Genomic DNA, 24,287 nt, shown 5'->3' with positions numbered 1-24,287 from the left:
GAGTCGCCCAGCGGCTCCGGTCGATGTGCCTTTCAGTCCGGGCCCCGCCGGAGGTGGCGACATGCTCAGCAAGGAAGACAGCCGCAGGCTGGCGCAGCTGGAACGCCAGCTCCGCCGGGACGACCCGGACTTCTGCGCCCGGATGCGCGGCGACCTGCCCACCCGCCGGCGCATGCCACTGTCGCTGGTGCTGACCGGTGTGGTGATCTGGGCCGCGGCCCTGACCCTGGCCGTCTTCGGCTGGTGGGGCGCGGCGGCGGTCGCAGCAGTCTGGGGCACGGTGATCGTGGCGGCACTGGCCTACCGCTGCCGCCCCGGCCGCGACACAACCCACCCCCATCTGCCCCCATCCACCTGGTAGCCGCACCGGGCACCAGGCCCCGGATTTCCGCCCAGCGGCCCGGGAGTAAGACCACCGCGCGGCCGAAGAGCAAGGCCGCCCCGCGCCCGCAAGCAAGACCACCGCACAGCCGCGGTGCCGGACCGCCGGACCGCCGGACCGCCGCACCGCCGCACCGCCGGACCGCCGCACCGCCGCACCGCCGGACCGCCGGACCGCCGGACCGCCGAACGGCCGAACGGCCGCACCGCCGAACGGCCGCACCGCCGAACGGCCGAACGGCCGCACCGCCGCACCGCCGGGCGGCCGGGCGGCCGGGCGGCCGGGCTCAGCCGAAGCTGACCGTGGCCTCGGCCGCGTCCCGAGCCCGGGCCACCACGGCCGCCTCCTCCTCCACCGCCTTGCGCACCTTCGCCGAGAGCGCACCAAACGCCGTCACCGTCACATCGACGCGTTTCTTCCCGGCCATCTTCGCCCGCCACACCCCGGCGATCTCGCCGTCGACCAGCAACACGCCCGGGTTGCCCAGCAGCTTCCAGATCTCTTTCTGCCGCGCGCGATCCGGCACCAGCACGTCGCGGTCGCGGGCCTGCAGCAACGGGTCCATCGCCGGCAGCAGCCGCACCCCTGGCACCGGCTCGGCCGCGGCCAGCTCCGCCACCGCCCCGCTCGGCAGCCAGGCCTTGCGGCCGTCGATCCGCACCTCGGCCAGGTCGCCGGGCCAGACCTTCTTCATCTCCGCCGTGGAGCTGCCCAGATATTTGCCCAGCTCCATTGGCGTCGCCGGTCCCAGCAATCGCAGGTAGGTCGTGATCAGCGCCTCGATGCCGGCGTTCTCCGCCGGCAGCGGCGGGGCGTCGCGGATCGGGCCGAGCGTCGCGTCCTTGCCGCGGGACTCGACCTGGACGCCTCCGGCCAGCCCGGAGTGCTGCCAGACGTTGCCGGCGATGTGCCGGGCCGCGCAGCTGCGGCAGTCGTAGGTCAGCTCCGCCGGCACTCGCGCGCTGACCTGGGTGCTGACCTCGCCGCGCGGCATCGAGGAGTGCACCACGTCGCGGAACGCCTGCGCGGTCACGGTGAACGCCCGGATGCCGAGTTTGCCGCCCGCCGGGATCTGCCCGCTCTTGATCCGGGCCGCCGCGTCCGCGTCGCTGACCGGCCAAAGTGCCTTGACCAGTGACTTCAGATCCTTGCGGCGATGCAGGTGCGGCGCACCCCGGGCCGCCCACACCATCAGGAGGCGGTCGTCGGTGAGCTCGGCGTCGGTGCGGGCGGCCAGCGCGACCTGCACCGAGCCGGGCGTGTATTCCTGCACGCCGAGGTCGAGCACGGCCAGGTCACCGGGGCGCTTCTTGCCGCGCTCGGCGAGGCCCAGCGCGGCCACCCGGTAGGCCAATACCTGTCTGCGGTCCACGTCCATGGGAACCACCTTTCACCCGCGTCGACCGTAGCGCCGGGCTGCGACATTTCTCAGTCGTTCCAGGCGCGTGCCGCCGCCGGCCGAGACCAGTTCCCAGGTGTCGAGGCTGCTCGGGCCGTACGGGCCTTCCTGGAGGATGGGTGGTTCGCCGGTGAGCCGGTAGCCGCAGCGCCGGGCCACGGCACAGCTCGCCGTGTTGGCCGGGTCGATGCGCAGCACCAGGCGGTTCAGGCCCAGCGTGCTGCGGGCGTACCCGGAAAGCAGGGAGAGGGCGGCCGACGCCAGGCCGCGCCGGCGGTAGGCGGCCCCGATCAGATAGCCCAGCTCGGCCTCGCGCACGCCGGCGTCGACGCCGAAGAGCAGCACCTCGCCGACCGGCCGGGTGCCGTCGACGGTGATGGCCAGCTGGATGCGCTGGCCGCTGGCCCGGCTCTGCCGGGCCCGTTTCAGGTACGCGACGCCGGCTTCGAGGTCGAACGGGGACGGCATCGGCGTCCAGCGCGCGATCTCGGGCTCGTCCAGCAGCCGCACCAGATCGTCGAGGTCCTCGTCCCGCCATTCGCGCAGCGAGATGCCGTCTCCGGTGAGGGCGATCGGGTATGGCAGGCGGCCGGCGGTCGTCATGCGCCGATCCTGCCCGTAAGCGACCGGTTCCTGCCAGTAGGGGACCCTTAAGAAAGCCGGGTCGCGCCCGTCAGCCCCGGACCACCATCGGCGCGGTATCCAGCAATGACCAGTCGTGGCTTATGTCTGCGGCCGCATGCAGCAGCAACGGCAGATATTCGCCTGTCAACTTATCGACAGACGTCTCCGCCGCGTGCACGGTGACGTTGAGCGCGGCGACCACCTTGCCGTCGCCGTTGCGGACGCCGGCGGCGATCGACCGGATGCCCAGGGCGAGGTCCTGGTCGGCCAGCGCCCAGCCCTTGGCGCGCACCTCGCGCAGGGTGGCGTCCAGCGCCGTGCGGTCCGGCTGCCAGCGGGCGTTGATGCCGGACCGGCCCGGCTCCGCCAGCACCTTCTCGAGCTGGGCGGGCTCCAGGGCGGCCAGCAGCACCTTGCCCATCGAGGTGGCGGCGGCGGGGAACCGGGTGCCGATCGACACGGCCAGCGTGACGATCTTGGGCACCGCGACCCGGGCCACGTACACGATGTCGGAGCCGTCGAGCTGGGCCATCGAGGTGGACTCACCGGTCAGCGCGACCAGGCGTTCCATGTGCGGGCGGGCCACGTCCCACATGTCCAGCGAGTTCACGTACGCCATGCCGAGCTCGAGCACCCGCGGGGTCAGCGTGTATCCGCGCTCGACGGCCCGCACGTAGCCCAGCTCGGTGAGCGTCAGCAGGATCCGGCGCACGGTGGGCCGGGCCAGTCCGGTGTCGGCGGCGATCTCGCTCAGCGTCGACACCCGGCGGCCCGGCCGGAAGCTGCGCACCACGTCCAGCCCGCGAGCGAGGGCCTCGATGAAGTCAGGACCGGTCTCCCGTGCCATCGAGCCCCCCTCTCGTGATCGTCGGACAGCTAATGCTTCCACTGCGCCGAGCCGGCGTCCCACTCGGTGTACGTGTACGGGTTGTCCTTCACCTTCGTCTCGGGCACATCGGGGTTCATCCCGCGCGCCCAGGCGTCCTCACCCATCGTCGACCGCAGGTGCTCGAGGGTCCGGCCGACCTGCTCACGGGCGGCGACCAGGTCCACGCCGACCAGCTTGTGATCCCGCTTGACGATCTTGCCGTCGACCAGCACGGTGTCGACGTCGCCCCGCTGCGCCTGGAAGGCCACGTGGCCGTACGGATGCAGGATCGGGAACATCACCGGCGAGTCGTCGTTCTTGAGCAGCACGATGTCGGCCTTCTTGCCCGCCTCCAGGCTGCCGACGACCGAGTCGAGCCCCAGCGCCTTGCTGCCGCCGCGGGTGGCCCAGTCCACGACCTGCTCGGCCCGCAGGTGCAGGTGCGTCACGGTCTCGGCCCGGCTGTGCGCCTCCATGTGCTCGCGGGAGCGGTCCGCGCCCAGCGTGCTGCGCATCGCCGAGAACAGATCGCCGCTCCACCACACGCTGGTGTCCATCGACAGCGAGACCGGGATGCCGTGGTCGCGCAGGGTCCAGGTGGGCGGGTAGCCCTGGCCGGCACTCTGCTCGCTCTCGGTGGCCACGGAGACCGAGCCGCCGGTCGCGGCGATCCGGTGGTACGAGTCGTGGTTGAGCGTCGCGGAGTGCACGTAGATGGTCTGCGGGGTCATGAAGCCGTTCTCGTGCATGAGCCGGATGCCGTCGTCGTTGGTCGCGCCCCACACGCCGGCGTGCGTGGTGACGGGCACGCCCAGCTCGCGGGCCACCTCGAAGGCCGCCTTCTCGGGGAAGGCGGGGTCGCCGGTGACGTCGAAGGCCATCTGAAAGCCCAGCATGTCGTCGCCCGGGGTGATCCGCCGGCTGACGAAGTCGCGGAACTCGGGGCTGGCCGACCACTGCCACGGGCCCTGCTGGATGTTGCCGTACGCGAGCACGAACCGGCCGGGCACCGCCTGCAGGGCATCGACCGCGGCGTCCGCGTGCTGCGGGGTCTGCAGGCCGTGCGACCAGTCGACCGTGGTGGTGACGCCGGCGTCGATCGCCTCGATGGCGGCGAGCAGGTTGCCCGCGTGGATGTCCTCGGGGCGGAACAGCTTGCCGGACTCCAGGTAGTACCAGACGAAGTACTGGGTCAGGGTCCAGTCGGCGCCGTAGCCGCGCATCGCCGTCTGCCACATGTGCCGGTGGGTGTCGATCATGCCGGGCATCAGGATGCCGCCGGTCGCGTCGATCACCGTGGCGCCCTCGGGGGCGGTGAGCCCGGCCCCGACCTCGGCGATGCGCTGATCGATCACCAGCACGTCGGCGTTCGGCAGCACGGTGTGCCGATCGTCCATCGTCAGCACGGTGCCGTTGCGGAACAGAACACTGTCGGTCATTCCCGGTCAACTCCCTCCGGACATGCGTCCGCCTGACGGTCACTGCCTCGGCGCCAGTGTGTTGCGGCTCACCAGCAGTGTCAAGAGCACGTTTCAGCACAGTGACGGTTGACAGCCCAGCGCCTTCGAGCCGAGACTGGCGATTGCGCGGACGTTTGTCCGTCTAGCGGTCGAACCTTGGAAAGGCGGCACATGGGACCCCTCAGCGGACTGCTCGTCGCGGACTTCTCCCGGATCCTTGCGGGCCCGTACGCGACCATGCTGCTCGCCGACCTCGGCGCCCAGGTGATCAAGGTCGAGGGCCCGGCCGGCGACGACACCCGCACCTGGATGCCCCCGGTGCGCGACGGCGTCTCGACGTACTACCTGGGTATCAACCGCAACAAGCGCTCGATCGCGCTGGATCTGAAGAACCCCGAGGACCTCGAGGTCGCCCGCCGCCTGGCCGGCCGGGCCGACGTGATGATCGAGAACTTCCGGCCGGGCGGGCTCAAGCGCTTCGGCCTGGACTACGACACGGTCGCGGCCGGCAACGAGAAGATCATCTACGCGTCGATCAGCGGCTTCGGCACCGGCGCGGGCGCCAACTACCCCGGCTACGACCTGATGGTGCAGGCGATCTCCGGGCTGATGAGCCTGACCGGGGACCCCGACGGCTCGCCGTACCGGGCCGGCATCTCGGTCTTCGACGTGATGGCCGGGCTGCACGCGAGCATCGGCATCCTGGCCGCGCTGCACCACCGCGGGGCCACCGGCAGCGGCCAGCACGTCGAGGTCAACCTGCTCTCCTCCGCGCTGTCCGGCCTGGTCAACCACTCCAGTGCGTACGTCGCCGGGGGCACCGTCCCGTTCCGGATGGGCAACGCGCACCCGAGCCTGTTCCCGTACGAGCCGCTGCCCACCGCCGACGGCGAGCTCATCGTCATCGCGGGTAACGACGGCCAGTTCCGCAAGCTGTGCCAGGTGCTCGACCTGGCCGACCTGCCGGACGACCCGCGCTTCGGGCGCAACCAGGACCGTACGGCCAACCGCGAGGCGTTGCGCCCGCTGCTGGTGGAACGGCTCAGCAAGCGCACCAAGGACGAGTGGTTCCGCGAGCTGCTCGCGGCCGGGGTGCCCTGCGCTCCGATCAACACGATCGACGGCGGCGTGGCGCTCGCTGAGGAGCTGGGTCTGCACCCGGTGGTCGAGACCGGCGGGGTGCCCGGGGTCCGCAACCCGATCACGTTCTCCGGCACCCCGGCGAGCTACGAGCTGCCCCCGCCCGGACTCGACGAACACGGTGAGGAGATTCGCGCGTGGCTGACGAAGGACTGAGGTTCCCGACCGCGATCGGCACCTCGGACGAGACCCAGATCCGGCTGCTCGGCCAGGATCTGGCCGCCGATCTGATGGGCAAGGTGGGCTTCGGCGAGCTGGCGTACTGGCTGGTGGCCGGCCGCCGGCCCACTCCGGGCGAGGTCCGGGTCTTCGAGACGGTGCTGGTCGCGCTGGCCGACCACGGTTTCACCCCGACCGCCATCGCCGCCCGGCTGACCTACCTGAGCGCGCCGGAGTCGTTACAGGGCGCGCTGGCCGCGGGCCTGCTCGGTGGCGGCTCGCGCTTCCTGGGCGTGACCGAGGACTGTGGACGGTTCCTGGCCGGAGTGCTGGCTGACGGCGTACCGGAAGACGACGCGGGCTTCGACGCCCTCGCGCTGGCCGCTGTCACCGAAGCGCGTGCCGCGAAGAAGTTCGTGCCGGGGCTCGGGCATCCGGTGCACAAGAAGCAGGATCCGCGTACCCCCGTCCTGATCCGCATCGCGGAAGAGGAAGGCCTGCGCGGCCCGCACCTGCGCCTGTTCGAGGCCATCGGCCGGGTGCACCCGCAGGTGCTCAACCGGACCCTGCCGCTGAACGGTGCCGGCGTCTGCGGCGCGGCCCTGGCCGACCTGGGCCTGCCCGTGGATCTGCTGCGCGGCTTCGCGCTGCTGGCTCGCGCGGCCGGCCTGCTCGGCCACCTGGCCGAGGAGCGCCGCAACCCGATCGGCATGGACGTCTACCTGACCGTCGACCGCAACGCCGTCTACGAGGATTGAGGAGCCGGCATGGCCACCGTCGTCGCGGTGATCGCCTCCACCCACCACCCCTTCTATTACAAGGCCAGTACGGCCACCGGCGAGGACCGCCCGCCGTTCGCGGACGAGTGGGTCCGCAAGATCATCGCGTTCCGGGAGACGCTGACCCGGGCCCGCCCGGACGTGCTGGTGATGGTCGGCTCGGACCACTTCCACCAGCTCTGGCTGGACAACATGCCGCAGTTCCTGGTGGGCAAGGCGCCGTTCTACGACGCCAACTTCTACAACGAGGAACGCGAGTTCGGCCTGCCCCGGATGCTGCTCAAGGGCAACGAGGACCTCTCCGCGCACATCCTGCGGGCCGGCCTCGACGAAGGCTTCGACCTGGCGTTCAGCAACGAGCTGCGGATCGACCACAGCATCACCTGCCCGATCATCACGCTGCGGCCCGAGGCCGATCTGCCGATCGTGCCCATCTACACCAACATCTTCGCGCCGCCGCTGCCCCAGCCGAAGCGCTTCGTCCAGCTCGGGCAGACGATCCGCGACATCGTCGAGTCGTGGCCCAGCCACCTGCGGGTCGCGGTGATCGGCACCGGCCACCTCTCCCTGGAACTGGGCGGGCCGCGCCAGTTCGGGCCGCACGGGCCGGACCCGGACTTCGACCGCAAGGCCGTCGAGTGGATCGCCACCGGTGACCTGGAACGCTGCCTGGCCGAGGTGACCCTGGACAGCCTGCACTCCCCCGGCAACGCCACCCACGGCTTCATGGACTTCATGCTGATGATGGGCGTCGCCGGCGCCGGCCAGAAGGCCGACTATGTGGACAGTCTCGACCTGTTCCACACCATGGAGGCGTACTTCACCTGGTACCCGAACGGGATGAACGCATGAGCAAGTACCTGGTGGACAAGTTCCTCTACACCGTCGACCGCGATCCCGAGCTGGTCGAGCGGTACCGCGAGGACCCGCGCGGCACGGTGACGTGGTGGGAGACCGAATGCGCGAACACCGTGCTGAACTGCCACGCCGGTGAGGCCAGCACCTGGCTGCGCTTCACCGACGAGGAACGCGAGGCGCTGGCCGCGCACGACCACGTCACGCTCTTCTCGCTCGGCGCGCACCCGTTCCTGACGCTGACCCTGTTCATCGCGATGTTCGAGCGCGACCACGGGCCGCTGGAATACCAGAAGGCGTTCGGGGCGCGGCTGGCGCACTTCGAGATGCCGTACCCGGACATCGCCACGTGATGCGGGCCGCGCTCCTGCACGCCTGCGGCGCGCCCCCGGAGGTCGGCGACCGGGCGGTGCCGGTGCCGGCCGCGGACGAGATCCTGGTACGGGTCACCGCCGCGTCCATCACCCCGCTCGACCTGCTGTGCGCATCCGGTACGTCGTACTTCGGCGCGCCGGCCACCCCGTACGTCCCGGGCGTGCAGGGTGTCGGCACCCGCGACGACGGCACCGCGGTCTGGTTCCCCACGACTGCGGGCATGCGCCCCGGTGACGGCAGCCTCGCCGAGTACGCCGCCGTGCGCGCCGCCGACACCGTGGAACTGCCGGACGACGTCGATCACCGGCTCATCGCGGCGCTCGGACTGTCGGCGGTGGCCGCGCAGATGGCCCTGACGTGTCGCGGTGAGCTGCGACCGGGCGAGCACGTGCTGGTGCTGGGCGCGGGCGGTGTGGTCGGACAGGCCGCCGTACAGCTGGCCCTGCTGGCCGGGGCGGGCCGGGTGACCGCGGCCGCCCGTTCCCACGCCGCACGGCAGCGGGCTGCGCAGGCGGGGGCGGCTGAGGTCGTACCGCTGAAGGACGGCGACGATGTCGCCCAGCTCGCGGCCCGGCTGAAGTCGGCCACGGACGGCCCGGTCGATCTGGTCCTGGATCCGCTGTTCGGGGTCCCCGCGGCGGCCGCCCTGCGGACGCTGCGGCCCGGCGGCCGGCTGGTCAACCTGGGCAGCGCGGCGGGCGAGACCGCGCCGCTGGACTCGGCGACGCTGCGCGCCGGCTCGCTGCGCATCCTCGGCTACACCAACAACGAATTGACCCCGGCGCAAAGGTCGGCGGCCCTCACCCTGATCGCCGCGCATGCGGCAGCCGGCCGCCTGACGGTCGACCACGAGACGGTACGGCTGAGCGACGTCACCACGGCCTGGCACCGCACCGACCGCAGGATGGTCGTCATCCCGTAACACGGGCTCCACCAAGGTGGGTCGCTCGGGACTCTCGGGTCAGGCGCGTCCGGCGGGCCGACCTCCTCCGGCGGTTCAGCCGCTGCGAGCCGCTCGGTCCTGGGGAGCCGCCTACGCGATCGACAACGACACCGCGACCCGGTGGAGCAGCGGTTTCAGCGATCCGCAGTGGCTCACGGTGGACCTCGGCAGGGACGTGACCGTGCGGGTGCCGAAGCTCCCGGCCAGGCTGGTCCGCATGTACGGCACCGCGCGCTCGACCGCCTACAGCTACTCGTTGCTGGAGATCGAGGTGCGCTGACCGGCGCCGTCAGTCGCCGGCGGTCTCGGGCTCGCTGTCGGCCCGTTCCTCCGCCGACCGGGAGGTCTCCAGGCGGACCCGGTCGATGCGGTCGACGCCGCGCTGGACCGCCGCGCGGGAGCGTTGCAGGAACTCGTTGCTGCGCTCGGTCTTGGCCGAGGTGCGCTCGATCGCGTCCTGGAAACGCCCGATCGGGTCGACTGTCCGCTCGGCCTGGTGCTCGGCTTCCTCGTCGAGCTTGCGCTCGCGCTCGGTGGCCTCGGCCTCCCGCGCGTCCGCGTCCAGCTCACGCCGATCGGCATCGCGTTCGCGCTGGTCGGCACGCCGGTCACGCTCGTCCGCCGCCCTCTCGCGTGCGTCGAGACGGCGCTCCCACTCGTCCAAGCTCGCAGCCCTGGCCCTCTGCCGGTCATCCGGAGCTTCCGAATCACCCACGAATCGCAGCCTACATTTGCTGGGAGGCGGCCGGGAGGCTCACCTCGCACCACACCACCTTTCCCGGGGGCCGGACTTCCCAACCCCAGCGGGCGGCGAGCCGGTCGACGAGCAGCAGTCCCCGGCCGCCGGCCACGGCGTCACCCGGCCGGACCATCCGGGGCTCGGCTTCGCCGGCGTCGCTGACCTCGATGCGGATCCGCTCGTCGTCCGCCTGGACCTGCAGGTATCCCGGTGGCGGGGCGTGGTTGACCGCGTTCGCGACCAGCTCGCTGGTGATCAGCATCGAGATCTCGACGAGTTCCTCGGGGACTTCCCAGTCGCGCAGCGTGCCGGCCACGAACCGGCGCCCCACCCCGCAGGCCGAGCCCGTGGCCGGGACGTCGTCCAGCACAGCGAGGCGGCCGCCGGCGGAGTCCTCCGGAGCGGAGTCGTCGCGAGCGGGGGTAGGTGACAACGTCAATCCAGCGGACCAGCGGCAGACGGTGGGCGGGACAGTCCTGGGCGCCCACCGGGCAACCCCGGGCACCGGCGTCGCACCGGGTCAGTCTGCCATCGTTCGTCCGGACCGGCAGTCCGTGCCCACCGCGGGCTCGACCTCGAACAGGTCCAGGGTGCGGCTGGCCCACAGGGCCAGGCGGGCCGGTCGGGACAGCCGGCGCAGCCGCAGCTGTCCGCCGCCGCGGCTGACCCGGTCTCCGCCGTCGAGCAGCGCCGAGACGCCGGCCGCGCCGAGGAAGCCGAGATCAGCCAGGTCGACGATCAGGACCTTGGGCCCGCGGGCGGCAACGGCCCGGTCGACCTGCCGGGTGAACCGGCCGGCCGTGTCCATGTCCAGGTCGCCGACGGCCCGCAAAACCGTCACCGGCCCGGACTCCACAGTCACCACCGAAAGGACCGTGGTCCCCGCGGTGGCCGCGAACGTCATCCGCGACGCGGCCATGGCCGACCCTTCCGAACGGCTAGTGCGCCTCGGCGGTGGCCTGGCGCTCGCCGGGCTTGGTGGGCTCGGCGCCCTCGACCGCGAAGGGATCACGCAGCCGCGTCATCGCCTCGGCGCTGTTGTCGGCTACCTCCGACTTGTCCTCCGGCGCGGCGCTTCCGGCCGGGGCGAGGAACAGGTCGGCGTCGTTGTTGTCCGTGGAGTTCATTGACCGATCCGATGCTCTTATGGGGTGGGCGCGGGCGGGCTCTGCAGCTCTTTGAGATCGAGGTGCAGGGTGGACAGCAGACCGCTGTGCAGGAACGGGTCGACGTCGTCGGGGAGCTCCCGGTCGACCCAGTCGGCCCGCGCAGTCAGCCCACGTTCGCGGAGTTTGGCGATGATGGCGCTCTTCTGGATGATCATTTTTTGCCCGTCTGGAGAGGTGTCGCGACGTCGAAAACGAAAAATGCGCCGGACGGGAGCGAATACCCATCGGGCGCGGAGAACGTCAACGGATTCGAAACGGGAACACACTCACGGTAGCACGAATCGGTTTCCCCGCTGCCGCACGGGATTTTCGCCGACCGGCGGTTCGCACCACCCGTGTACGCTGACGCCCGAGTCGCCAGGCGGGCTCACCGGTCGCCCGAAAACCGCAGGTTCTGCGGTCAGTACAGCGGCGAACCGGGTGGTCAGCTGCTCGCACATGAGGCGTACGACTCAGCGACGCGCGACCCCCGGCGACCTGGCGACTTCACATGCGCGCGTGCTCAAGCACCGCGCTGCCGGCTCCGGCGGGCCGGCGCGTTCTCAGGCGGCGCTGCGCTGCCGGCTCCGGTAGGCCCGCATCGAGACCTGCGAACTGCAGGCCGGGCTGCAGTAGAGCCCCGAGGAATTCCGCGTCTTGTCGAAGAAAGCCTCGTGGCACCCGATGTTCTTGCAGACTTTCACCCGCGGCCAGCCGCCCTGGTAGGCCAGGTTGGTGACCGCCGCGAGCACCGCACCGAAGACCCCGAGCACCCCGGTCTGGGCCGGCACCAGCGTGCAGCCCTCGGCACTGATCCGCGGGACCAGCGGATAGCGGGCGGCGATGCGCTCCAGATAGCTCTGGGCCCCGGACACCTCGTCCTCCGCCGCGCAGCCGGAGTGCGCCCGCAGCAGCGTCAGCAGGGCGGCCCGCAGATCACGGGCGGCGACGACGTCGACCTCGTCGACCCTGTCGACCGCGGGCTCGCCGGCATACCGGGTCAGCCAGGCGGTCAGCTCGGTGCCGCTGTTGGCGAAGCCCACGATGAGGTCGCTGTTGGTGCACACCGCGGGGGTGCAGACGTCCTCCTGCATGCCCCCAGCCTAGCGGGTCCCGTTAGAGGCAAAAAAGAGACGGTGCTAACTCTCGGGGCGTCAGCGCATGGATGGTGAGAACCGTCCGGCGTACGGTGGCCGCAGAAGTCGACTCGTGGAGGTTCTGATGTCATCTGTCCTGCTGGTGCTCTCCGGTGCCCGGGTGTGGAGTCTCAAGGACGGCACCCAGCACCCGACCGGATACTGGGCGGAGGAGTTCGTCACGCCGTACCGCCTGCTGATCGAGGCCGGCCACGACGTCACCATCGCGACGCCGGGCGCCCGCGCCCCGGTCGCGGACGAGGCGAGCCTGGGTGACGAATCCGGCCCGGAGCTACGGGCCTACCTGGACACCGTCAAGGACCTGCTGGAGTCGCCGGCCCGCCTCGAGGACGTCGACCCGGCCGGCTACGACGCGGTCTTCATCCCGGGCGGGCACGGCCCGATGCAGGACCTGGCGGTCAACCCGGACGTGGCCCGCATCCTGGCCGCGATGCTGCCGGACGACAACAAGGTCGTCGCCTCGCTCTGCCACGGCCCGGCCGCCTTCCTGGCCGCCGGTGACGCGGCGGGCAACTGGCTCTTCAAGGGCCGGAAGCTGACCGCGTTCACCGACGAGGAGGAGAAGCAGGCCGGCCTGGCGGACAACGCACCGTGGCTGCTGGAGACCCGGCTGCGCGCCGGCGGCGCCGTCTTCGAGTCCGCCCCGGCCTGGGCGTCGCACGTGGTCGTCGACGGCAACCTGATCACCGCGCAGAACCCCGCCTCCGCCGAGGCCGCGGGCCAGGCGATCCTCGCCAAGCTGTAGGGGGTGTCTCCCTAAGCCGACCGGTCCGGCTGGACGAACTCCGGCTGGTCCAGCACCCGCAACCAGGTGCCGTCGCTCTGCCGGCGGACCACCTGGGCGCGGGCGCCGGAGCCGTCCTTGGGCGGGGTCGAGGTCAGGGCCAGCTCGCCGCTGATCAGCGTGGGCAGCGGCGGCTCCTGCTCGAAGGCGGGCAGGTGCGGCAGGGCCTGCTCCCACAGCTTGCGGATGGCCTCCCGCCCGACGGTCTGCTCCCCGGGCGGGTAGGCCATGACGGCGTCCTCCTCATAGAGCAGGGCGATGCCCTCGGCGTCCTTGGCGTTCGCGCGCTCGACGAACAACCGGGTCAGATCCTCGGGCCTGGCGGCTTTCTCGCGGTCGGTCATGCGACTAGTCTTGACACGCGGGAGTGACAAGTCCAACAGATAGTTCTTGTCGTAGCTAGTATCAGCGCTCATGGATCTGCGGCAGCTCGAATACTTCGTGGCGGTGGCCGAGGAGGCCAACTTCACCCGTGCGGCGGACCGCGTGCACATCACCCAGTCCGGCGTCAGCGCCCAGATCCGCCAGTTCGAACGCGAGCTCGGCGCCGACCTCTTCGACCGCTCCGCCCGCATGGTCCGCCTCACCCCGGCCGGGGCCGCGGCGCTTCCGCACGCCCGCACCGCACTGGCGGCGGCCCAGGCCATCCGCACCGCCTGCGACGAGGTGAACGGCCTGGTCCGCGGCCAGCTGCGGATCGGCATGGTCACCGGCTGCACGGTGACGCCCCTGTTCGACGCGCTGGCCTCGTTCCACCGGCGGCACCCCCGGATCACGATCGCGCTGAGCGAGGACAACTCGGACGCACTGCTGGAGAACGTGCGTGCGGGCCGCCTCGACATCGCGCTGGCGGCGGTGGCGGGCGACATGCCGGACGGACTGGAGTCGATGACCATCGTCAGCGAAGGACTGGTCGCCGCCGTGGCGCCCGGTCATGCGCTGGCCGAGCGGGAGTCGGTGCCTTTGCGCAGGCTGACGGCGTACCCGTTGATCTGCCTGCCGGTCGGGGCCGGGGTCCGCGGCGTGCTCGACCAGGCCTGCGCGGCCGCCGGGATCCGCCCGGCGGTGGCGCTGCAGGCGACCGCGCCGGGTGCGATCCTGGACCTGGCCGCCCGCGGCCTGGGAGTGGCGATCCTCAGCGCGTCGATGACGGCCGAGCACGAGGGGGTGCGGTCGGTGCCGATCGAGGACGTCGAGCTGCCGGCGATGCTGGCGCTGGTGTGGCGCGGGGAGAGCATGGTGCTGCGGGCGCTGCTCCCCCACTGCCGGCGGGCCTTCGAGATCTAGCTTTCGCGTCGGCCGGCTTGGTCAGCCGGCGCAGGCGACCTCGGCCTGTTCGCTCCAGGGGGTGCCGTCGAAGCCGTCGCGGGGGCGGGCCTCGCGGTCCTCGTCGTCGAAGGTCCGCACCGACAGCGTGATCGGGAGCCGGCCGAGCGGCAGCCCGTGTACACAGTCGACCTGCACGTCGGCGTCGGCCAGCACCGTCGCACCGGGCTCGACCCAGCGCTCCTTGTTGACCCCGCGCACGCTGACGCCGGGCCGCGAGGCGAAAAGATCGCGAATGTCGATCGGCAGCGGACCGGCGTTCACGAGCGTCACCCGCCGGGTGAGTGTGACCGTCGCGACCCGGCCGCCGGAGACGACGGTGTCCGCGGGCAGGCCGTCGACGAACGGGCTGGCCTCGGCGAAGACAAAAACAGCGACCTGCCCCTCCCGGGCCGCGGTCTGCCGGTGCACGGACCAGCCGTACGTGGCACAGGCGCCGAGGACGGCGCCGATCACCAGTGCGGAGGCGACGAGCAGGCGCGACTTACGCCGAGGAGCAGGGGGTACGACAGCCGGCCGGTCCAGATCGATCACATTCATACGAGGCCCTCGCCCTGGCTCGGAACGGGAACGGACGGTCAGTGAACGTACGGCATGAGCAGCGGGTCACGGCCTGCGCCCAGAACCCTAACCGTCCGTGGCATCCCGATCCCGTTCCACCGTGGCCGTTGCGCCCGCCGCACGCAGCCGGCCGGCCAGCAGCTGCAGCTCCATCTCGGTGCCGGGCCTGCCGGGCCCGGTCAGGACGGCCAGCGCTTCCGGTACGTCGGCCAGAGACGTTCCACTCCGCCGCAGGACCCGCATCACGGCGACCCTGCCAGTGATCTCCCCGGACAACCGGAGCCGGTACGTGCCGCACTGATCCAGCAAGGCCTGCCGTAAGTCGTCGGGTGTCTCGTGCCAGCCCATCGCCTCGGCGAAGGTGTCCCCACAGTCGTGGGTCAGCACCCAGTGCAGGCGACCGTCGATGATCGTCTCGTAGACCCGCGCGACCGCCGGCCCGTCGCACGATTGACACTCGTCGGGCACGACGGCCTCGCAGTCGTTCATGGTCGTCGAGGCTAGCTTCCTGCGTACCGTTTCGTCGTGATCTTTCGGCCGCCGGCCCCGCGCTCATCGCCGAGGCCGTGGCGGCCGGACGCTGCGGCGGCGAGGGCTGACGTCAAGCGGCGGTGGCCGGCGTCAGCAGGTCGGCCAGGCCGATGCGGCGCAGGAGTTCGCTGCGGATGCGGTCGGCGACCGCGCTGACGACCGCGCTGCCGTCGTCGCTCGGATCGATGTGCACCCGGAACGGGCGCTGTCCGTGCGGCGTGCCGACGATCGTCGTGATGGCGTCGGCCACCTGGCTGACATCGGCGGTCGGCGGGGTGAGCGCGGCCAGGGCCTCGCCGACGTGGTCCATGAGACCGGCGTACTTCTCCTCATAGGCCGCCACGGTCGCGGTGTCGGCCGGGCTGCCGGCGTGCGCGAAGTGGTTGGTGCCGGAGGTGAAAGCGCCCGGCACCACGATGGAGGTCTCGATGCCGAAGCGGGCCAGTTCGCCGGCGTAGCTGACGGCCAGGGCATCCATGGCGGCCTTGGCCGCGAAGTACGGGCCGAGATAGGGCGGGGTGCCACCGCGGGTACTGGTGCTGCCCACCCACACCAACAGGCCGTGACCCTGCTCCCTCAGTTGTGGCAGCACCGCGCGGTTCACTCGCTGGGCGCCGAGCACGTTGACGTCGTACAGGGCCGCGAGCTGCTCGGGGGTGAAAGCCTCCGCCGGTCCGGTGACCATGTGCCCGGCGTTGTGCACGACCACGTCGAGCCGGCCGACCGTCCGGGCGGCTGCTTCGACCGACTCGTCGGCGGTGACGTCGAGCTCCACGGTGCGGAGATCTACGCCGTGCCGGGCCGCGTATTCGGCTGCGTCGGCCACGGCGGGAGCGTTGCGGCCGTTCGGGTCGCGGATGCCCGCGTACGCGATGTGCCCGGCGCGGGCCAGGGCCCGCGCCGCCAGCGCACCGAATCCGCTGGACGCGCCCGTGATCAGGACAGTCTGGCTGCTCATGTCATCACTTCCCGTGCGGATCGGCGGCGTTCACTGTCTGGACGACCTGGTCGTACTCGCCGCGCACCTCGGCGTACCGGAGGAACTTGACCCGGTCGACCTGGATCTCCTTGGCGTCGGGCTGGTCCTGCAGCAGGGCCACGACCTCCGACACGTACTCGTCGAGCGGCATCGCGAAGTCACTGTTCTCCTGGCCCGGCAGCAGCGCGGTCCGCACCGAGGGCGGGACCAGCTCGACGACCTTGACGGACGTGTCGGCGAGCTGGAGTCGCAGCGACTCGCTGAGCATGTGGATCGCGGCCTTCGACGCGTTGTAGCTGGGCGTGACCCGGAGCGGCACGAACGCCAGGCCGGAGGAGACGGAGACGATCGTCGCGTCGGGCTGCTTCTGCAGGTGATCGATGAACGCGCCGATGAGCCGGATCGGGCCGAGGACGTTGGTGGTGATGGTCGCCTCGGCGGAAGCCAGGAAAGAGGACGGGGTGTGCCAGTCCTCGACCCGCATGATCCCGGCCATCGTGACGATCACGTTGAGGTCGGGGTGGCGGCCGAGCACCTGCTGCGCGGCGGCGTCGATGCTGGCCGGGTCGGCGGTGTCGATCCGTACGGTGTCGAGCCCGGGATGCTCCCGCGCGATCTGTTCCAGCAGGTCACCGCGCCGGCCACCGACAATGACGGTGTTGCCGCGGGCCTGCAGCGCGAGGGCGAGGGCGAGGCCGATGCCGCTGGTCGAGCCGGGGATGAAGATGGTGTTTCCGGAGATGTTCATGCCCTGAAGTCTGGGCAGCCGGGCGGGACGGCGGCAGAGATCCGTCATCGGGGGATCAGAAGTCCCTGGATGTACCGGGCGCGGCGACGATACTGGGTGGGTGGACCGTGCCGCACTCGCCGACTTCCTGCGCCGCCGCCGTGCATCCCTGCAGCCGAGCGACCTTGGTCTGCCCGCTGGGCTGCGCCGCCGCACGCAAGGACTGCGACGCGAGGAAGTGGCGTCGCTGGCGGCGATGTCGACTGATTACTACACGCGGCTGGAGCAGCAGCGCGGACCGCAACCGAGCGAGCAGATGCTGGGGTCGCTGGCCCGGGCGCTGCGGCTGAGCAACGAGGAACGGGACTATCTGTACCGGGTGGCCGGCCACAACGCCCCGGCCCCGGCGACCGCGGCGACTCAGGTGGCGCCGGCGCTGATGCGGGTCCTGGAACGCCTCGACGACACCCCGGCGCTGATCCTGTCCAGCCTGGGCGAGCGCCTGGTGCAGAACGCCATGGCTGCGGCTTTGCTGGGGGATGTGTCGGGGTTTACGGGGTTGGCTCGGAGTGAGATCTATCGGTGGTTCACTGATCCGGCTGAGCGGCTTCGGTATCCGGCTGAGGACCGGGATCGGCAGAGCCGGGCTCAGGTGGCCAATTTGCGGGCGGCTTATGGGGCTATGGGGGCGCGGTCCCGGGCCGGGGAGCTGTTGCGGGCTTTGCAGGGGGTCAGTGCTGAGTTTGCGGAGCTGTGGGAGCGGCATGAGGTGACCCGGCGGTTCGGGGATCACAAGGTGCTGGTTCATCCTGTGGTGGGGGAGATCGAGCTGGACTGCCAGGCGTTGTTCACGGAGGACCAGTCGCAGTGCCTGCTGGTGCTTACGGCGCCTCGGGGTAGTGAGGGGTTTGAGAAGCTGCAGCTGCTGTGCGTGATGAGTCAGCGTGGCGTTACGGAGACGGCCAGCGCCTGACGGTGTGTGGTGCCCCCGGTAGGAATCGAACCTACGACACACGGTTTAGGAAACCGATGCTCTATCCCCTGAGCTACGAGGGCCTGCGGCCCATATCGTACCGACCTGGGGATACCCACGAGTGCCCGGGCGTCCCATGGGGTGCCAAGCGGTGCCGTCGGGTGCTGCGATGCCCCCGCCGGTCGGAGGACATGCGGAGCATTTTTCGTGCATAGGCGGGCCGGGCTGCTCAAACCTGCTGCGTCGGCCAGGTCAGCGAGCAGCCGGGCGCCCCAACCACCGCGCGACCGTCGCCGGCCACTCGGTGAGATCCCGCCGCAGAACCTGCGGACCAGCCACATTCAGGCCATGTTCACCGCGCTCGACACCCGCATCGAGGACATCCGTGCCGGACGGGCCAGCGCCGATCTCCGCGTACGTAAGAGGTTTCGGAGTGTTCGGCCGTTGAAGGCGCGACGCTGCGGTGGCGCTCAACGACGCTGTCCGGCGCGGCAACGCTGATTCCAGGGGTCGCGCACCCGAGCCGGCGAACGTGGGCTTGACGCGTGAGAGACCCTGAAGGACGGAGTGTTTCGGAGGGGCTGATGATCGATTTCGAGAACAGCTCGGCGCCGCTGTACCTGCACTTCCTCAATCGGGAATTCGCGCGCGCCGTCGACGCCCCGTTCACAACTGAGCGATCGGCGAGGTTCGTCCTCGGGGCGAGCATGCTGACCGACTCCACCCTGTTGTCCAGCCTCGCGCTGGTGTGGGAGTCCGGCCTCCTGGATTCGGAATACTCGGAGGCGATCACGCATCTGCTGATGACTGGACAACTGCTGCTCATCAGCGACTTCGCCACGCTAGATCGTTTTCTGGCGACCTGCCGCACCATGTACCGCCACGACACCAGCCGATATCCCATGTATTTCCAAGAACCGACGCACCAGTATGACCTGGCGCGGCCTTCGATCGTGAAGACGACGAGCACGACGCTCCAATTAGAGCGGAACATCGCCGGATTCGTCGACGGACAGTTCGACGTCGTCAGCGGGATGCCGAACACGGACATCTCGCGAATAGTCAACCTACGTCCGGCACTCGATGTCGGCATCAGCATGCGGGCCGGCCGCGCGCTCACCCAGTCGCTGTTCAACACCGTTCTCGAGCCGTCGCAGGCCGACCTGGTGATCGGCCGGCTCCTCGCCGTTCTCCACGTGCGGCACTACCTGGACTTCACCGGCGGAGACATCGTCACCGGACTGCCGGGCCTTGAGTACCTCGACGTCACCGCGAGAGCCTATCCGCGTTTCGATGCTTGGTACGCGACTCGGATCATGTCCGGCATTGGTTTACCGGAGGCGGTTCGGATGCATCGGTGGCGGTCGGTGCTCGCGGAACGGGGTTCTCCGGAGCACCGCGTTTTCGTCGCCTATCTGCGCCGACTGATGTGTGGGCTGGAATACGCGGTCCGCGAGGCGCGGACCCCACCCGGGGGCCTACGGGCGGCCAGAGCAGCCAGGATGAGCCGGCTGTTCGCCAAGATCGACTTGCCGCAGCAGCCGATCACCAGTCCGGCCGTCTACGGATCGGCCGCCGCCCGTCTCGCACATGTCGCCATGGTCGCCGAGCGGACCGATCCCCTCTTTCGTTCTTACGTCGAGCAGGAGAAAGCAGGCATGACATCGTCACCGCGCCGGGCACTCATCCTGGTCGCCACCGACCGCGAACGCGACGCGGTCATCCGGGCCGTCGAGCGTACCGACAGCCGGATGCGCCCCAGGCGCGATTTTCTTCCCCATCACACCGGCTTCCACCTGGGCGTGCTGGGCAACGTCGAGGTCGTTCTGGTCCAGTCCGAGATGGGCACGGAGTCGCCCGGCTCGATGACCCTGACTGCTGCCGACGTCGTCGGTGCGTACCGGCCGGACTATCTGATCCTCTGCGGAATCGCCTTCGGCCTGAGGGAACGTGAACAGGCGATCGGCGACGTCCTCGTCTCGACCCAGCTGCGGCTCTGGGATCCGAAGAAGGTCACCGGATCGCGGGGTGAGCCGGCGACGATACTGCGCGGCGACAAGGTGTCGGCATCCGTGAAACTGGTTGACCGCTTCCGCAGCGCCACCACCGACTGGACCGGTGCGCATGTCCGGCACGGGCTCATCCTCTCGGCGAACACGCTCGTCGACGCGAGCGTGTTGCGGAGATGGCTGATGGCGGCGGAACCGGATGCCCTGGGCGGCGAGATGGAGGGCGCCGGCGTCTACTGCGTGGGAGCCAAATACAAGATCGACTGGATTGTGGTCAAGGCCATCGCTGACTGGGGCATGCGCAAGACCGACGGCAGCCAGCAGCTCGCCGCCGACAACGCCGCGTCGTACGTCGTGCACGTACTGCGAACCGGTGGACTCGCGGCGACGGCAAACATTTGGCCCTTAAGTTGATGTTCGCACGGCCGTAGTATCGCGGTTGCTCTGATCTGCCCGGTCACCCGAAGAGAAGGAACCGCGATGGACATCGTATCCGTGTACTGCTCCGGATCCATTATGAAAGGCAATGGCGACCAGAAGAAACTCTATTGGACAGATCGCGAGCGGGAGCAGGTGCGCAGCGGAGCGTCCGAACTGGAGGTGGTCTTCCTCAACCCGGACGATCCGATCGCCGATCCGACGAACACACTTGCCCTGTTCGGAAGGGACATGTACCAGATCAAGGTGGCTCAGGCCATCATCGTGGACGGCCGGGAACGGCGCGGGCTGGGCATCGGCGTCGAGATGGCCGCGGCCGCCACATTCGGCACGCCGGTCATCGCGGTGGTGCCGAGAAATTCCCTGTATCGACAGGACGAGCTCGAATACCTGGGCGTCACAGTGCGGGATTACGTACATCCGCACATTTCGGCTCTCGCGACCGTGGTGGACGACTTCGCCGCCGCCGGAGCCGCCCTGACCGTCAACCACGAGCGCTCCGTATCGACCATGACCGTTCCCGGATGGCTGGACCGGGCCATCGACGAGTACTGCAGCAAGGTCTTACCCGATGACGTGCCGATGCTCAAGGCGCTCGAGCGGATTGACGCGTGACCGTCTAATCGATCATGCCGGTGGAGGGTGCAACGGCGCTCACGGGCACGCGGCACCCTCACGGGCATCTACATCGTTGAATTTCTGGCACCTTCCTGGCACAATTGCTACGCACAGTCGTCACCCATACAGGCGGGCGCCATGGCGAGATCCAACGTGCTCGCGGAGTTGTTACGCGAGGACTACTCGACAGGGTTGAACGGCCCTGTTCCGATCAGTTCACGACGTCCGACGTGGCACTTAGCCGCATTATGGACAACGCTTGCTGCTAATTTCTCGTTTCTGTTCCTCGGCGTGACCCTGCATGCCGCTGGATATTCGCTGCCCGAAGCGTTCGGCATCGCGGTGCTCGGATGTGTCATTTACCTGCTGTACGCCTTTCCGGCGGCCCGGCTCGGGTCGGAAACGGGACAGACGCATTCCCTTCTCACCAGATCCGTGTTCGGCCGAGCGGGCTCGTGGCTCGTCAGCAGCTTCATCCTGGTCGCACCGCTCGGTTGGGTCGGTTTCACCGCGGGACTACTGGCTCAGGTAGCGGCGGGGCTCTTCGACATAGGGCATGTCGAGGCGCTGACCATAGTGCTCGCAATCGTCATGATCGCCGCCAACCTGTTCGGGTTCACGGGAATCAGTGCGTATGCCCGGTATGTCGTCGCGCCCTTGACCATCATCTGGGTGCTCTGGTTCATGCTACGTGCGGTGGTCCTCGATCCGGCCGCGTTCAGCGCCGTGCCCACGGGGAACGGCTTGGGTTTCTGGGCCGCGGTCGGTTCCGTGATCGGCTTCGCGATGTGGGGCAATGAGCCGGACATCTGGCGCTATGGGCGCCGCGGCTGGCGGCCGCCGCTGGCGGCCTTTCCCTTCGCGTACTCATGGTTCGTCGTGTTCGTCGTTGCCGGCTGGCTCATGGCGCAACTATCCGAGAGCGGCGACTTCGGTCCCCAGATCAAGTTCATGACGGACTACTCGTTGCTGGGGCTGGCGCCGATCGCCTTGATACTTGCGACGGTCAGTCTCTTCGCCGTGAACGACGGCAATTACTACGAGTCTGTCAACGCCGGCCAGAACCTCGTCGGTGCGCTGCGCGGATGGCGTCGCCAGTTCACCTGCCTCATCCTCGCAGCCGCAGGCGGCTTGGCTGCGTACCTTGTGAACTTCCGCGTCACGGACGGCTGGTTCAAGGTGGCCGGCTTCCTCGCGATCACGGTTCCGTGCGCTACCGTCATCATGCTGGTCGATCAAGCGGTGCTCCCGTACGCCTTCCGCATCGTCCGCCGTGTCGAGCCGATCCCGGCCTGGCGTGATACCGGGCTGGTCAACGCCCCAGCCGTTGTGGCCCTTCTGGCCGCGGTCGGCTACGGGACGTACGCCAGCGCCCTCCTGTCCAGTTCGGAAACGGTGCGGTATTGGGGGCCGGTCCCGCTCGAGACCTGGATTCTGGCGGGGACGCTCTACGGGGCATTCGTCGCCCTGCTCGTACGCTTGAGACCGGACACCCTGCCGGACTGGCTGGGATTCAGCGCGGTCGCGCGGACGCAACGTCGATCTGGCGGTCAGGCACGATGACCGCCCGCCCAGACGATGAGAGCGAGATTGTCCGTTACTCGTGGGACGAGATGGACGCTCTCCACCGGCGCGTAGCGGAGCAGATCCGCCAGAGCAGCTTCGAACCAGAGGTGATCGTGGCGATCGCCCGGTGCGGCCAAGTTCCGGCCACCCATCTCGCTTACCTTCTCGGCGTTCGGCGAGTCGTCTCGATCAACGTCCGGACCATGCCGAGCGACGCGGCTTTGGAGACGGGCCGGGTTCCGGCCGAAGTTTCGATACACATACCCAGTGGTTATCTGAACGGTCGGCGGGTGCTGCTGGTGGACGCGGTCATGGAGTCGGGTACCACCGCCGACCTGTGCCTCCACGAACTGAAGCGCTTCGGCGCTTCGGAGGTTGCCGTGGCGATGATGGTGGATTGGTACAACTCCACCTACAAGATCGCATCAGGCATACGGCCGCGGATCGACTATGTCGGAACCCGGGCCACCTGCTGGCCGGACTTCCCGTGGGAGCACTGAGTGATAGCCACTGTTGCCACGCTCGCGTACGTCATTTCGGCCGACAAGGAACGGGTGCTACTCATCCATCGGGATGCCCGCCCCGCCGACCACCACTTCGGCAAGTACAACGGACTGGGCGGCAAGGTGGAGCTGGACGAGGACGTGAGCTCCTGCGCACGGCGCGAGGTGCGTGAGGAATCGGGGCTCAAATGCGACAGGCTCCATCTGGCCGGGACCATATCCTTTCCGGGGATCGGTCCGCGAGGAGACGACTGGTTCGTTGTGCTGTTCCGCGTTGACGAGTGGAGTGGAAAACTACAGACCAGCAATCGCGAAGGGCACCTGATCTGGGTCCGGATCGATGACGTGCTGCAACGCCGGATACCAATGTGGGAGGGCGATCACCTATTCCTGCCGCTGATTTTCGCAGCGGATCCGAAGCCGTTCCACGGGGTGATGCCATACTTGGGCCAACGGCATCTGTCGTGGAGCTATACGGAAGCGTGATGGATCAAGGTGTCTTGATCGCGGTTTGTGGACCAGGATCGACCACCGGCATCGCATACGCCGCCCGGCAGGCTGCCGACAGCGGGGTCACAGTCATTGCGGTCACGGCAAACGCAGGCTCGGAACTGGCCACGCTCGCCAAGGTCGTCCTGCTCATCCCGGCGCCGGAGAAGACAGACCATGGCGAGGCCCGCGGAGCCGACGCTGACGAGATGTACCGGCGCCACGCGAACCTCGGCTGACAGCCACTCGAGCCGAGATCCGCCGCCAGCTACGCCGATCGCACCATGACCGACGTGCACCGCGAGCCAAAGAAGGAGACGCAGCCGCCGAGGGCGCGACAACACCGGCCCGCAGTTCCTCGGACGCGCGAATCGCATCGACAGCCAGTTGCTTTGTGCGCGGCCGGGCGGCTGCGTCCCGCCGCTGGGTTCTGCGCCGAGGGATCATCGCAGCTACTGCGGCCACATCAACCCCGGCAACGACGAAGAGAGCGTCGCGCGCCTCAGTCGGTTGTCGCGGCCGTCGGCATAGCGATACTGGCGCCAGCCGCGATCGCCAGCAATTTCGCCGCGCATATCGCACTACGTGTGCCCGGGCGTCCCGTGGGGTGCGCATTTGCCATCTGGCCCACCGCTGGGTTCCGTCGCTGGTCGGAGAGCGTCGCGTACACGCCGTCCGACGGCCCAGCGGTTACCGCGGGTGCTCGCGCACGAGTTGCTGGCACTTGGCAGCCGCGGAGACTCTTCTCGCAGCTA

General features: G+C 69.5%; 31 protein-coding genes and 1 tRNA gene. 16 read left to right on the top strand and 16 right to left on the bottom strand.

All coding sequences use genetic code 11. The features are described from left to right. Positions 1-61: 61 nt before the first annotated feature. Positions 62-361 carry a DUF3040 domain-containing protein gene (locus ACZ6S4_RS26980; RefSeq protein ID WP_465477586.1) on the top strand — a complete coding sequence of 100 codons (300 nt, stop codon included), beginning with the start codon at positions 62-64 and terminating at the stop codon, positions 359-361. Positions 362-668: 307 nt separating this feature from the next. On the opposite strand, the gene ACZ6S4_RS26975 is transcribed toward ACZ6S4_RS26980, so the two are convergent. From ACZ6S4_RS26975 to ACZ6S4_RS26960, 4 genes are all read right to left on the bottom strand, one after another. After that, the gene (locus ACZ6S4_RS26975; RefSeq protein ID WP_465477585.1) at positions 669-1,760 is read right to left on the bottom strand and encodes a DNA glycosylase AlkZ-like family protein; all 1,092 of its coding nucleotides are present in this window, start codon (positions 1,758-1,760) and stop codon (positions 669-671) included. 12 nt (positions 1,761-1,772) lie between these two features. Continuing rightward, positions 1,773-2,384, bottom strand: coding sequence for a GNAT family N-acetyltransferase (locus ACZ6S4_RS26970; RefSeq protein WP_465477584.1), 612 nt, complete (start codon positions 2,382-2,384; stop codon positions 1,773-1,775). Positions 2,385-2,454: 70 nt separating this feature from the next. After that, on the bottom strand, positions 2,455-3,252 hold the full coding sequence (locus ACZ6S4_RS26965) for an IclR family transcriptional regulator domain-containing protein (RefSeq protein WP_465477583.1): 798 nt from the start codon (positions 3,250-3,252) through the stop codon (positions 2,455-2,457). Between the two features lie 29 nt (positions 3,253-3,281). After that, complete coding sequence (locus ACZ6S4_RS26960; RefSeq protein ID WP_465477582.1) at positions 3,282-4,712, bottom strand: amidohydrolase family protein; 1,431 nt, start codon at positions 4,710-4,712, stop codon at positions 3,282-3,284. A 192-nt stretch (positions 4,713-4,904) separates the two neighbouring features. Here ACZ6S4_RS26960 and ACZ6S4_RS26955 point away from each other — a divergent pair, with 192 nt between their 5' ends. From ACZ6S4_RS26955 to ACZ6S4_RS26930, 6 genes are read left to right on the top strand one after another with little or no spacing between them, the layout of a single operon-like run. Next, positions 4,905-6,029: a CaiB/BaiF CoA transferase family protein gene (locus ACZ6S4_RS26955; protein WP_465477581.1), complete on the top strand. Its 1,125-nt coding sequence runs from the start codon at positions 4,905-4,907 to the stop codon at positions 6,027-6,029. Beyond that, positions 6,011-6,790: a citryl-CoA lyase gene (locus tag ACZ6S4_RS26950; protein ID WP_360820645.1), complete on the top strand. Its 780-nt coding sequence runs from the start codon at positions 6,011-6,013 to the stop codon at positions 6,788-6,790. The genes ACZ6S4_RS26955 and ACZ6S4_RS26950 overlap by 19 nt, the downstream gene beginning before the upstream one ends. A 9-nt stretch (positions 6,791-6,799) precedes the next feature. Then, complete coding sequence (locus ACZ6S4_RS26945) at positions 6,800-7,663, top strand: DODA-type extradiol aromatic ring-opening family dioxygenase (protein WP_465477580.1); 864 nt, start codon at positions 6,800-6,802, stop codon at positions 7,661-7,663. Next, on the top strand, positions 7,660-8,019 hold the full coding sequence (locus ACZ6S4_RS26940) for a hypothetical protein (RefSeq protein WP_433724658.1): 360 nt from the start codon (positions 7,660-7,662) through the stop codon (positions 8,017-8,019). Before ACZ6S4_RS26945 ends, ACZ6S4_RS26940 begins: the two co-directional genes overlap by 4 nt. Next, the gene (locus ACZ6S4_RS26935; RefSeq protein ID WP_465477579.1) at positions 8,019-8,963 is read left to right on the top strand and encodes a quinone oxidoreductase family protein; all 945 of its coding nucleotides are present in this window, start codon (positions 8,019-8,021) and stop codon (positions 8,961-8,963) included. Before ACZ6S4_RS26940 ends, ACZ6S4_RS26935 begins: the two co-directional genes overlap by 1 nt. Before the next feature lie 16 nt (positions 8,964-8,979). Next, positions 8,980-9,264: a discoidin domain-containing protein gene (locus ACZ6S4_RS26930; RefSeq protein ID WP_465477578.1), complete on the top strand. Its 285-nt coding sequence runs from the start codon at positions 8,980-8,982 to the stop codon at positions 9,262-9,264. Positions 9,265-9,273: 9 nt separating this feature from the next. Here ACZ6S4_RS26930 and ACZ6S4_RS26925 read toward each other — a convergent pair whose 3' ends face one another. The 6 genes from ACZ6S4_RS26925 to ACZ6S4_RS26900 form a co-directional block, all read right to left on the bottom strand. Continuing rightward, the gene (locus ACZ6S4_RS26925) at positions 9,274-9,648 is read right to left on the bottom strand and encodes a hypothetical protein (protein WP_465477577.1); all 375 of its coding nucleotides are present in this window, start codon (positions 9,646-9,648) and stop codon (positions 9,274-9,276) included. Between the two features lie 61 nt (positions 9,649-9,709). Continuing rightward, positions 9,710-10,156 carry an ATP-binding protein gene (locus ACZ6S4_RS26920; RefSeq protein WP_465477576.1) on the bottom strand — a complete coding sequence of 149 codons (447 nt, stop codon included), beginning with the start codon at positions 10,154-10,156 and terminating at the stop codon, positions 9,710-9,712. 87 nt (positions 10,157-10,243) lie between these two features. Next, entirely contained in the window at positions 10,244-10,642 is a 399-nt protein-coding gene (locus ACZ6S4_RS26915) for an STAS domain-containing protein (RefSeq protein WP_465477575.1), read from the bottom strand. 19 nt (positions 10,643-10,661) lie between these two features. Next, complete coding sequence (locus ACZ6S4_RS26910; RefSeq protein WP_465477574.1) at positions 10,662-10,850, bottom strand: hypothetical protein; 189 nt, start codon at positions 10,848-10,850, stop codon at positions 10,662-10,664. Between the two features lie 17 nt (positions 10,851-10,867). Next, positions 10,868-11,047: a hypothetical protein gene (locus ACZ6S4_RS26905; RefSeq protein WP_433724646.1), complete on the bottom strand. Its 180-nt coding sequence runs from the start codon at positions 11,045-11,047 to the stop codon at positions 10,868-10,870. Between the two features lie 387 nt (positions 11,048-11,434). Next, the gene (locus ACZ6S4_RS26900) at positions 11,435-11,965 is read right to left on the bottom strand and encodes a CGNR zinc finger domain-containing protein (protein ID WP_465477573.1); all 531 of its coding nucleotides are present in this window, start codon (positions 11,963-11,965) and stop codon (positions 11,435-11,437) included. A gap of 127 nt (positions 11,966-12,092) precedes the next feature. On the opposite strand from ACZ6S4_RS26900, the gene ACZ6S4_RS26895 reads away from it, so the two are divergent. After that, positions 12,093-12,773: a type 1 glutamine amidotransferase domain-containing protein gene (locus ACZ6S4_RS26895; protein WP_465477572.1), complete on the top strand. Its 681-nt coding sequence runs from the start codon at positions 12,093-12,095 to the stop codon at positions 12,771-12,773. An 11-nt stretch (positions 12,774-12,784) separates the two neighbouring features. On the opposite strand, the gene ACZ6S4_RS26890 is transcribed toward ACZ6S4_RS26895, so the two are convergent. Continuing rightward, positions 12,785-13,156 (bottom strand): YybH family protein, encoded by a 372-nt coding sequence (locus tag ACZ6S4_RS26890; protein ID WP_465477571.1) that lies wholly within the window; start codon positions 13,154-13,156, stop codon positions 12,785-12,787. 70 nt (positions 13,157-13,226) lie between these two features. Here ACZ6S4_RS26890 and ACZ6S4_RS26885 point away from each other — a divergent pair, with 70 nt between their 5' ends. Continuing rightward, positions 13,227-14,099: a LysR substrate-binding domain-containing protein gene (locus ACZ6S4_RS26885; protein ID WP_465477570.1), complete on the top strand. Its 873-nt coding sequence runs from the start codon at positions 13,227-13,229 to the stop codon at positions 14,097-14,099. A 21-nt stretch (positions 14,100-14,120) separates the two neighbouring features. Here the strand turns inward: ACZ6S4_RS26885 and ACZ6S4_RS26880 are convergent, their stop codons facing one another. The 4 genes from ACZ6S4_RS26880 to ACZ6S4_RS26865 all read right to left on the bottom strand — a co-directional run bounded on the left by ACZ6S4_RS26880 (position 14,121) and on the right by ACZ6S4_RS26865 (position 16,957). Further along, entirely contained in the window at positions 14,121-14,678 is a 558-nt protein-coding gene (locus ACZ6S4_RS26880; RefSeq protein WP_465477569.1) for a hypothetical protein, read from the bottom strand. An 87-nt stretch (positions 14,679-14,765) separates the two neighbouring features. Beyond that, complete coding sequence (locus tag ACZ6S4_RS26875) at positions 14,766-15,188, bottom strand: hypothetical protein (RefSeq protein WP_465477568.1); 423 nt, start codon at positions 15,186-15,188, stop codon at positions 14,766-14,768. Positions 15,189-15,300: 112 nt separating this feature from the next. Continuing rightward, the gene (locus ACZ6S4_RS26870; RefSeq protein ID WP_465477567.1) at positions 15,301-16,188 is read right to left on the bottom strand and encodes an SDR family NAD(P)-dependent oxidoreductase; all 888 of its coding nucleotides are present in this window, start codon (positions 16,186-16,188) and stop codon (positions 15,301-15,303) included. Positions 16,189-16,192: 4 nt separating this feature from the next. Further along, on the bottom strand, positions 16,193-16,957 hold the full coding sequence (locus ACZ6S4_RS26865; protein WP_465477566.1) for an SDR family oxidoreductase: 765 nt from the start codon (positions 16,955-16,957) through the stop codon (positions 16,193-16,195). A gap of 100 nt (positions 16,958-17,057) precedes the next feature. Between ACZ6S4_RS26865 and ACZ6S4_RS26860 the strand changes: the two genes are divergently transcribed. Beyond that, a complete protein-coding gene (locus ACZ6S4_RS26860; protein ID WP_465477565.1) occupies positions 17,058-17,909 on the top strand; it encodes a helix-turn-helix transcriptional regulator in 852 nt (283 codons plus the stop codon). 7 nt (positions 17,910-17,916) lie between these two features. Here ACZ6S4_RS26860 and ACZ6S4_RS26855 read toward each other — a convergent pair. Beyond that, a tRNA-Arg gene (locus tag ACZ6S4_RS26855) sits at positions 17,917-17,992 on the bottom strand. Between the two features lie 501 nt (positions 17,993-18,493). On the opposite strand from ACZ6S4_RS26855, the gene ACZ6S4_RS26850 reads away from it, so the two are divergent. From ACZ6S4_RS26850 to ACZ6S4_RS26825, 6 genes are all read left to right on the top strand, one after another. Beyond that, a complete protein-coding gene (locus ACZ6S4_RS26850) occupies positions 18,494-20,332 on the top strand; it encodes a 5'-methylthioadenosine/S-adenosylhomocysteine nucleosidase family protein (RefSeq protein ID WP_465477564.1) in 1,839 nt (612 codons plus the stop codon). Positions 20,333-20,398: 66 nt separating this feature from the next. Then, on the top strand, positions 20,399-20,971 hold the full coding sequence (locus ACZ6S4_RS26845; protein WP_465477563.1) for a hypothetical protein: 573 nt from the start codon (positions 20,399-20,401) through the stop codon (positions 20,969-20,971). A gap of 141 nt (positions 20,972-21,112) precedes the next feature. Beyond that, positions 21,113-22,537, top strand: coding sequence for a cytosine permease (locus ACZ6S4_RS26840; protein WP_465477562.1), 1,425 nt, complete (start codon positions 21,113-21,115; stop codon positions 22,535-22,537). Beyond that, positions 22,534-23,040, top strand: a complete 507-nt coding sequence (locus tag ACZ6S4_RS26835; protein ID WP_465477561.1) for a phosphoribosyltransferase — start codon at positions 22,534-22,536, stop codon at positions 23,038-23,040. Before ACZ6S4_RS26840 ends, ACZ6S4_RS26835 begins: the two co-directional genes overlap by 4 nt. Next, positions 23,041-23,529 carry an NUDIX hydrolase gene (locus ACZ6S4_RS26830; protein WP_465477560.1) on the top strand — a complete coding sequence of 163 codons (489 nt, stop codon included), beginning with the start codon at positions 23,041-23,043 and terminating at the stop codon, positions 23,527-23,529. After that, on the top strand, positions 23,529-23,771 hold the full coding sequence (locus ACZ6S4_RS26825) for an SIS domain-containing protein (RefSeq protein ID WP_465477559.1): 243 nt from the start codon (positions 23,529-23,531) through the stop codon (positions 23,769-23,771). The genes ACZ6S4_RS26830 and ACZ6S4_RS26825 overlap by 1 nt, the downstream gene beginning before the upstream one ends. Positions 23,772-24,287: the final 516 nt, after the last annotated feature.

Source organism: Actinoplanes sp. NPDC051405 (assembly GCF_055586185.1).
Note: the sequence above shows the minus strand (reverse complement) of the source record. Positions and strands in the feature narration are given on the sequence as shown.

Coding starts and splice junctions, on each gene's coding strand:
- ACZ6S4_RS26960 (WP_465477582.1), bottom strand. CDS start 4,712: ATGACCGACAGTGTTCTGTTCCGCAACGGCACCGTGCTGACGATGGAC.
- ACZ6S4_RS26970 (WP_465477584.1), bottom strand. CDS start 2,384: ATGACGACCGCCGGCCGCCTGCCATACCCGATCGCCCTCACCGGAGAC.
- ACZ6S4_RS26845 (WP_465477563.1), top strand. CDS start 20,399: ATGGACATCGTATCCGTGTACTGCTCCGGATCCATTATGAAAGGCAAT.
- ACZ6S4_RS26905 (WP_433724646.1), bottom strand. CDS start 11,047: ATGATCATCCAGAAGAGCGCCATCATCGCCAAACTCCGCGAACGTGGG.
- ACZ6S4_RS26910 (WP_465477574.1), bottom strand. CDS start 10,850: ATGAACTCCACGGACAACAACGACGCCGACCTGTTCCTCGCCCCGGCC.
- ACZ6S4_RS26955 (WP_465477581.1), top strand. CDS start 4,905: ATGGGACCCCTCAGCGGACTGCTCGTCGCGGACTTCTCCCGGATCCTT.
- ACZ6S4_RS26835 (WP_465477561.1), top strand. CDS start 22,534: ATGACCGCCCGCCCAGACGATGAGAGCGAGATTGTCCGTTACTCGTGG.
- ACZ6S4_RS26890 (WP_465477571.1), bottom strand. CDS start 13,156: ATGACCGACCGCGAGAAAGCCGCCAGGCCCGAGGATCTGACCCGGTTG.
- ACZ6S4_RS26850 (WP_465477564.1), top strand. CDS start 18,494: ATGATCGATTTCGAGAACAGCTCGGCGCCGCTGTACCTGCACTTCCTC.
- ACZ6S4_RS26875 (WP_465477568.1), bottom strand. CDS start 15,188: ATGAACGACTGCGAGGCCGTCGTGCCCGACGAGTGTCAATCGTGCGAC.
- ACZ6S4_RS26865 (WP_465477566.1), bottom strand. CDS start 16,957: ATGAACATCTCCGGAAACACCATCTTCATCCCCGGCTCGACCAGCGGC.
- ACZ6S4_RS26980 (WP_465477586.1), top strand. CDS start 62: ATGCTCAGCAAGGAAGACAGCCGCAGGCTGGCGCAGCTGGAACGCCAG.
- ACZ6S4_RS26880 (WP_465477569.1), bottom strand. CDS start 14,678: ATGAATGTGATCGATCTGGACCGGCCGGCTGTCGTACCCCCTGCTCCT.
- ACZ6S4_RS26975 (WP_465477585.1), bottom strand. CDS start 1,760: ATGGACGTGGACCGCAGACAGGTATTGGCCTACCGGGTGGCCGCGCTG.
- ACZ6S4_RS26885 (WP_465477570.1), top strand. CDS start 13,227: ATGGATCTGCGGCAGCTCGAATACTTCGTGGCGGTGGCCGAGGAGGCC.
- ACZ6S4_RS26965 (WP_465477583.1), bottom strand. CDS start 3,252: ATGGCACGGGAGACCGGTCCTGACTTCATCGAGGCCCTCGCTCGCGGG.
- ACZ6S4_RS26900 (WP_465477573.1), bottom strand. CDS start 11,965: ATGCAGGAGGACGTCTGCACCCCCGCGGTGTGCACCAACAGCGACCTC.
- ACZ6S4_RS26940 (WP_433724658.1), top strand. CDS start 7,660: ATGAGCAAGTACCTGGTGGACAAGTTCCTCTACACCGTCGACCGCGAT.
- ACZ6S4_RS26870 (WP_465477567.1), bottom strand. CDS start 16,188: ATGAGCAGCCAGACTGTCCTGATCACGGGCGCGTCCAGCGGATTCGGT.
- ACZ6S4_RS26840 (WP_465477562.1), top strand. CDS start 21,113: ATGGCGAGATCCAACGTGCTCGCGGAGTTGTTACGCGAGGACTACTCG.
- ACZ6S4_RS26935 (WP_465477579.1), top strand. CDS start 8,019: ATGCGGGCCGCGCTCCTGCACGCCTGCGGCGCGCCCCCGGAGGTCGGC.
- ACZ6S4_RS26895 (WP_465477572.1), top strand. CDS start 12,093: ATGTCATCTGTCCTGCTGGTGCTCTCCGGTGCCCGGGTGTGGAGTCTC.
- ACZ6S4_RS26945 (WP_465477580.1), top strand. CDS start 6,800: ATGGCCACCGTCGTCGCGGTGATCGCCTCCACCCACCACCCCTTCTAT.
- ACZ6S4_RS26825 (WP_465477559.1), top strand. CDS start 23,529: ATGGATCAAGGTGTCTTGATCGCGGTTTGTGGACCAGGATCGACCACC.
- ACZ6S4_RS26915 (WP_465477575.1), bottom strand. CDS start 10,642: ATGGCCGCGTCGCGGATGACGTTCGCGGCCACCGCGGGGACCACGGTC.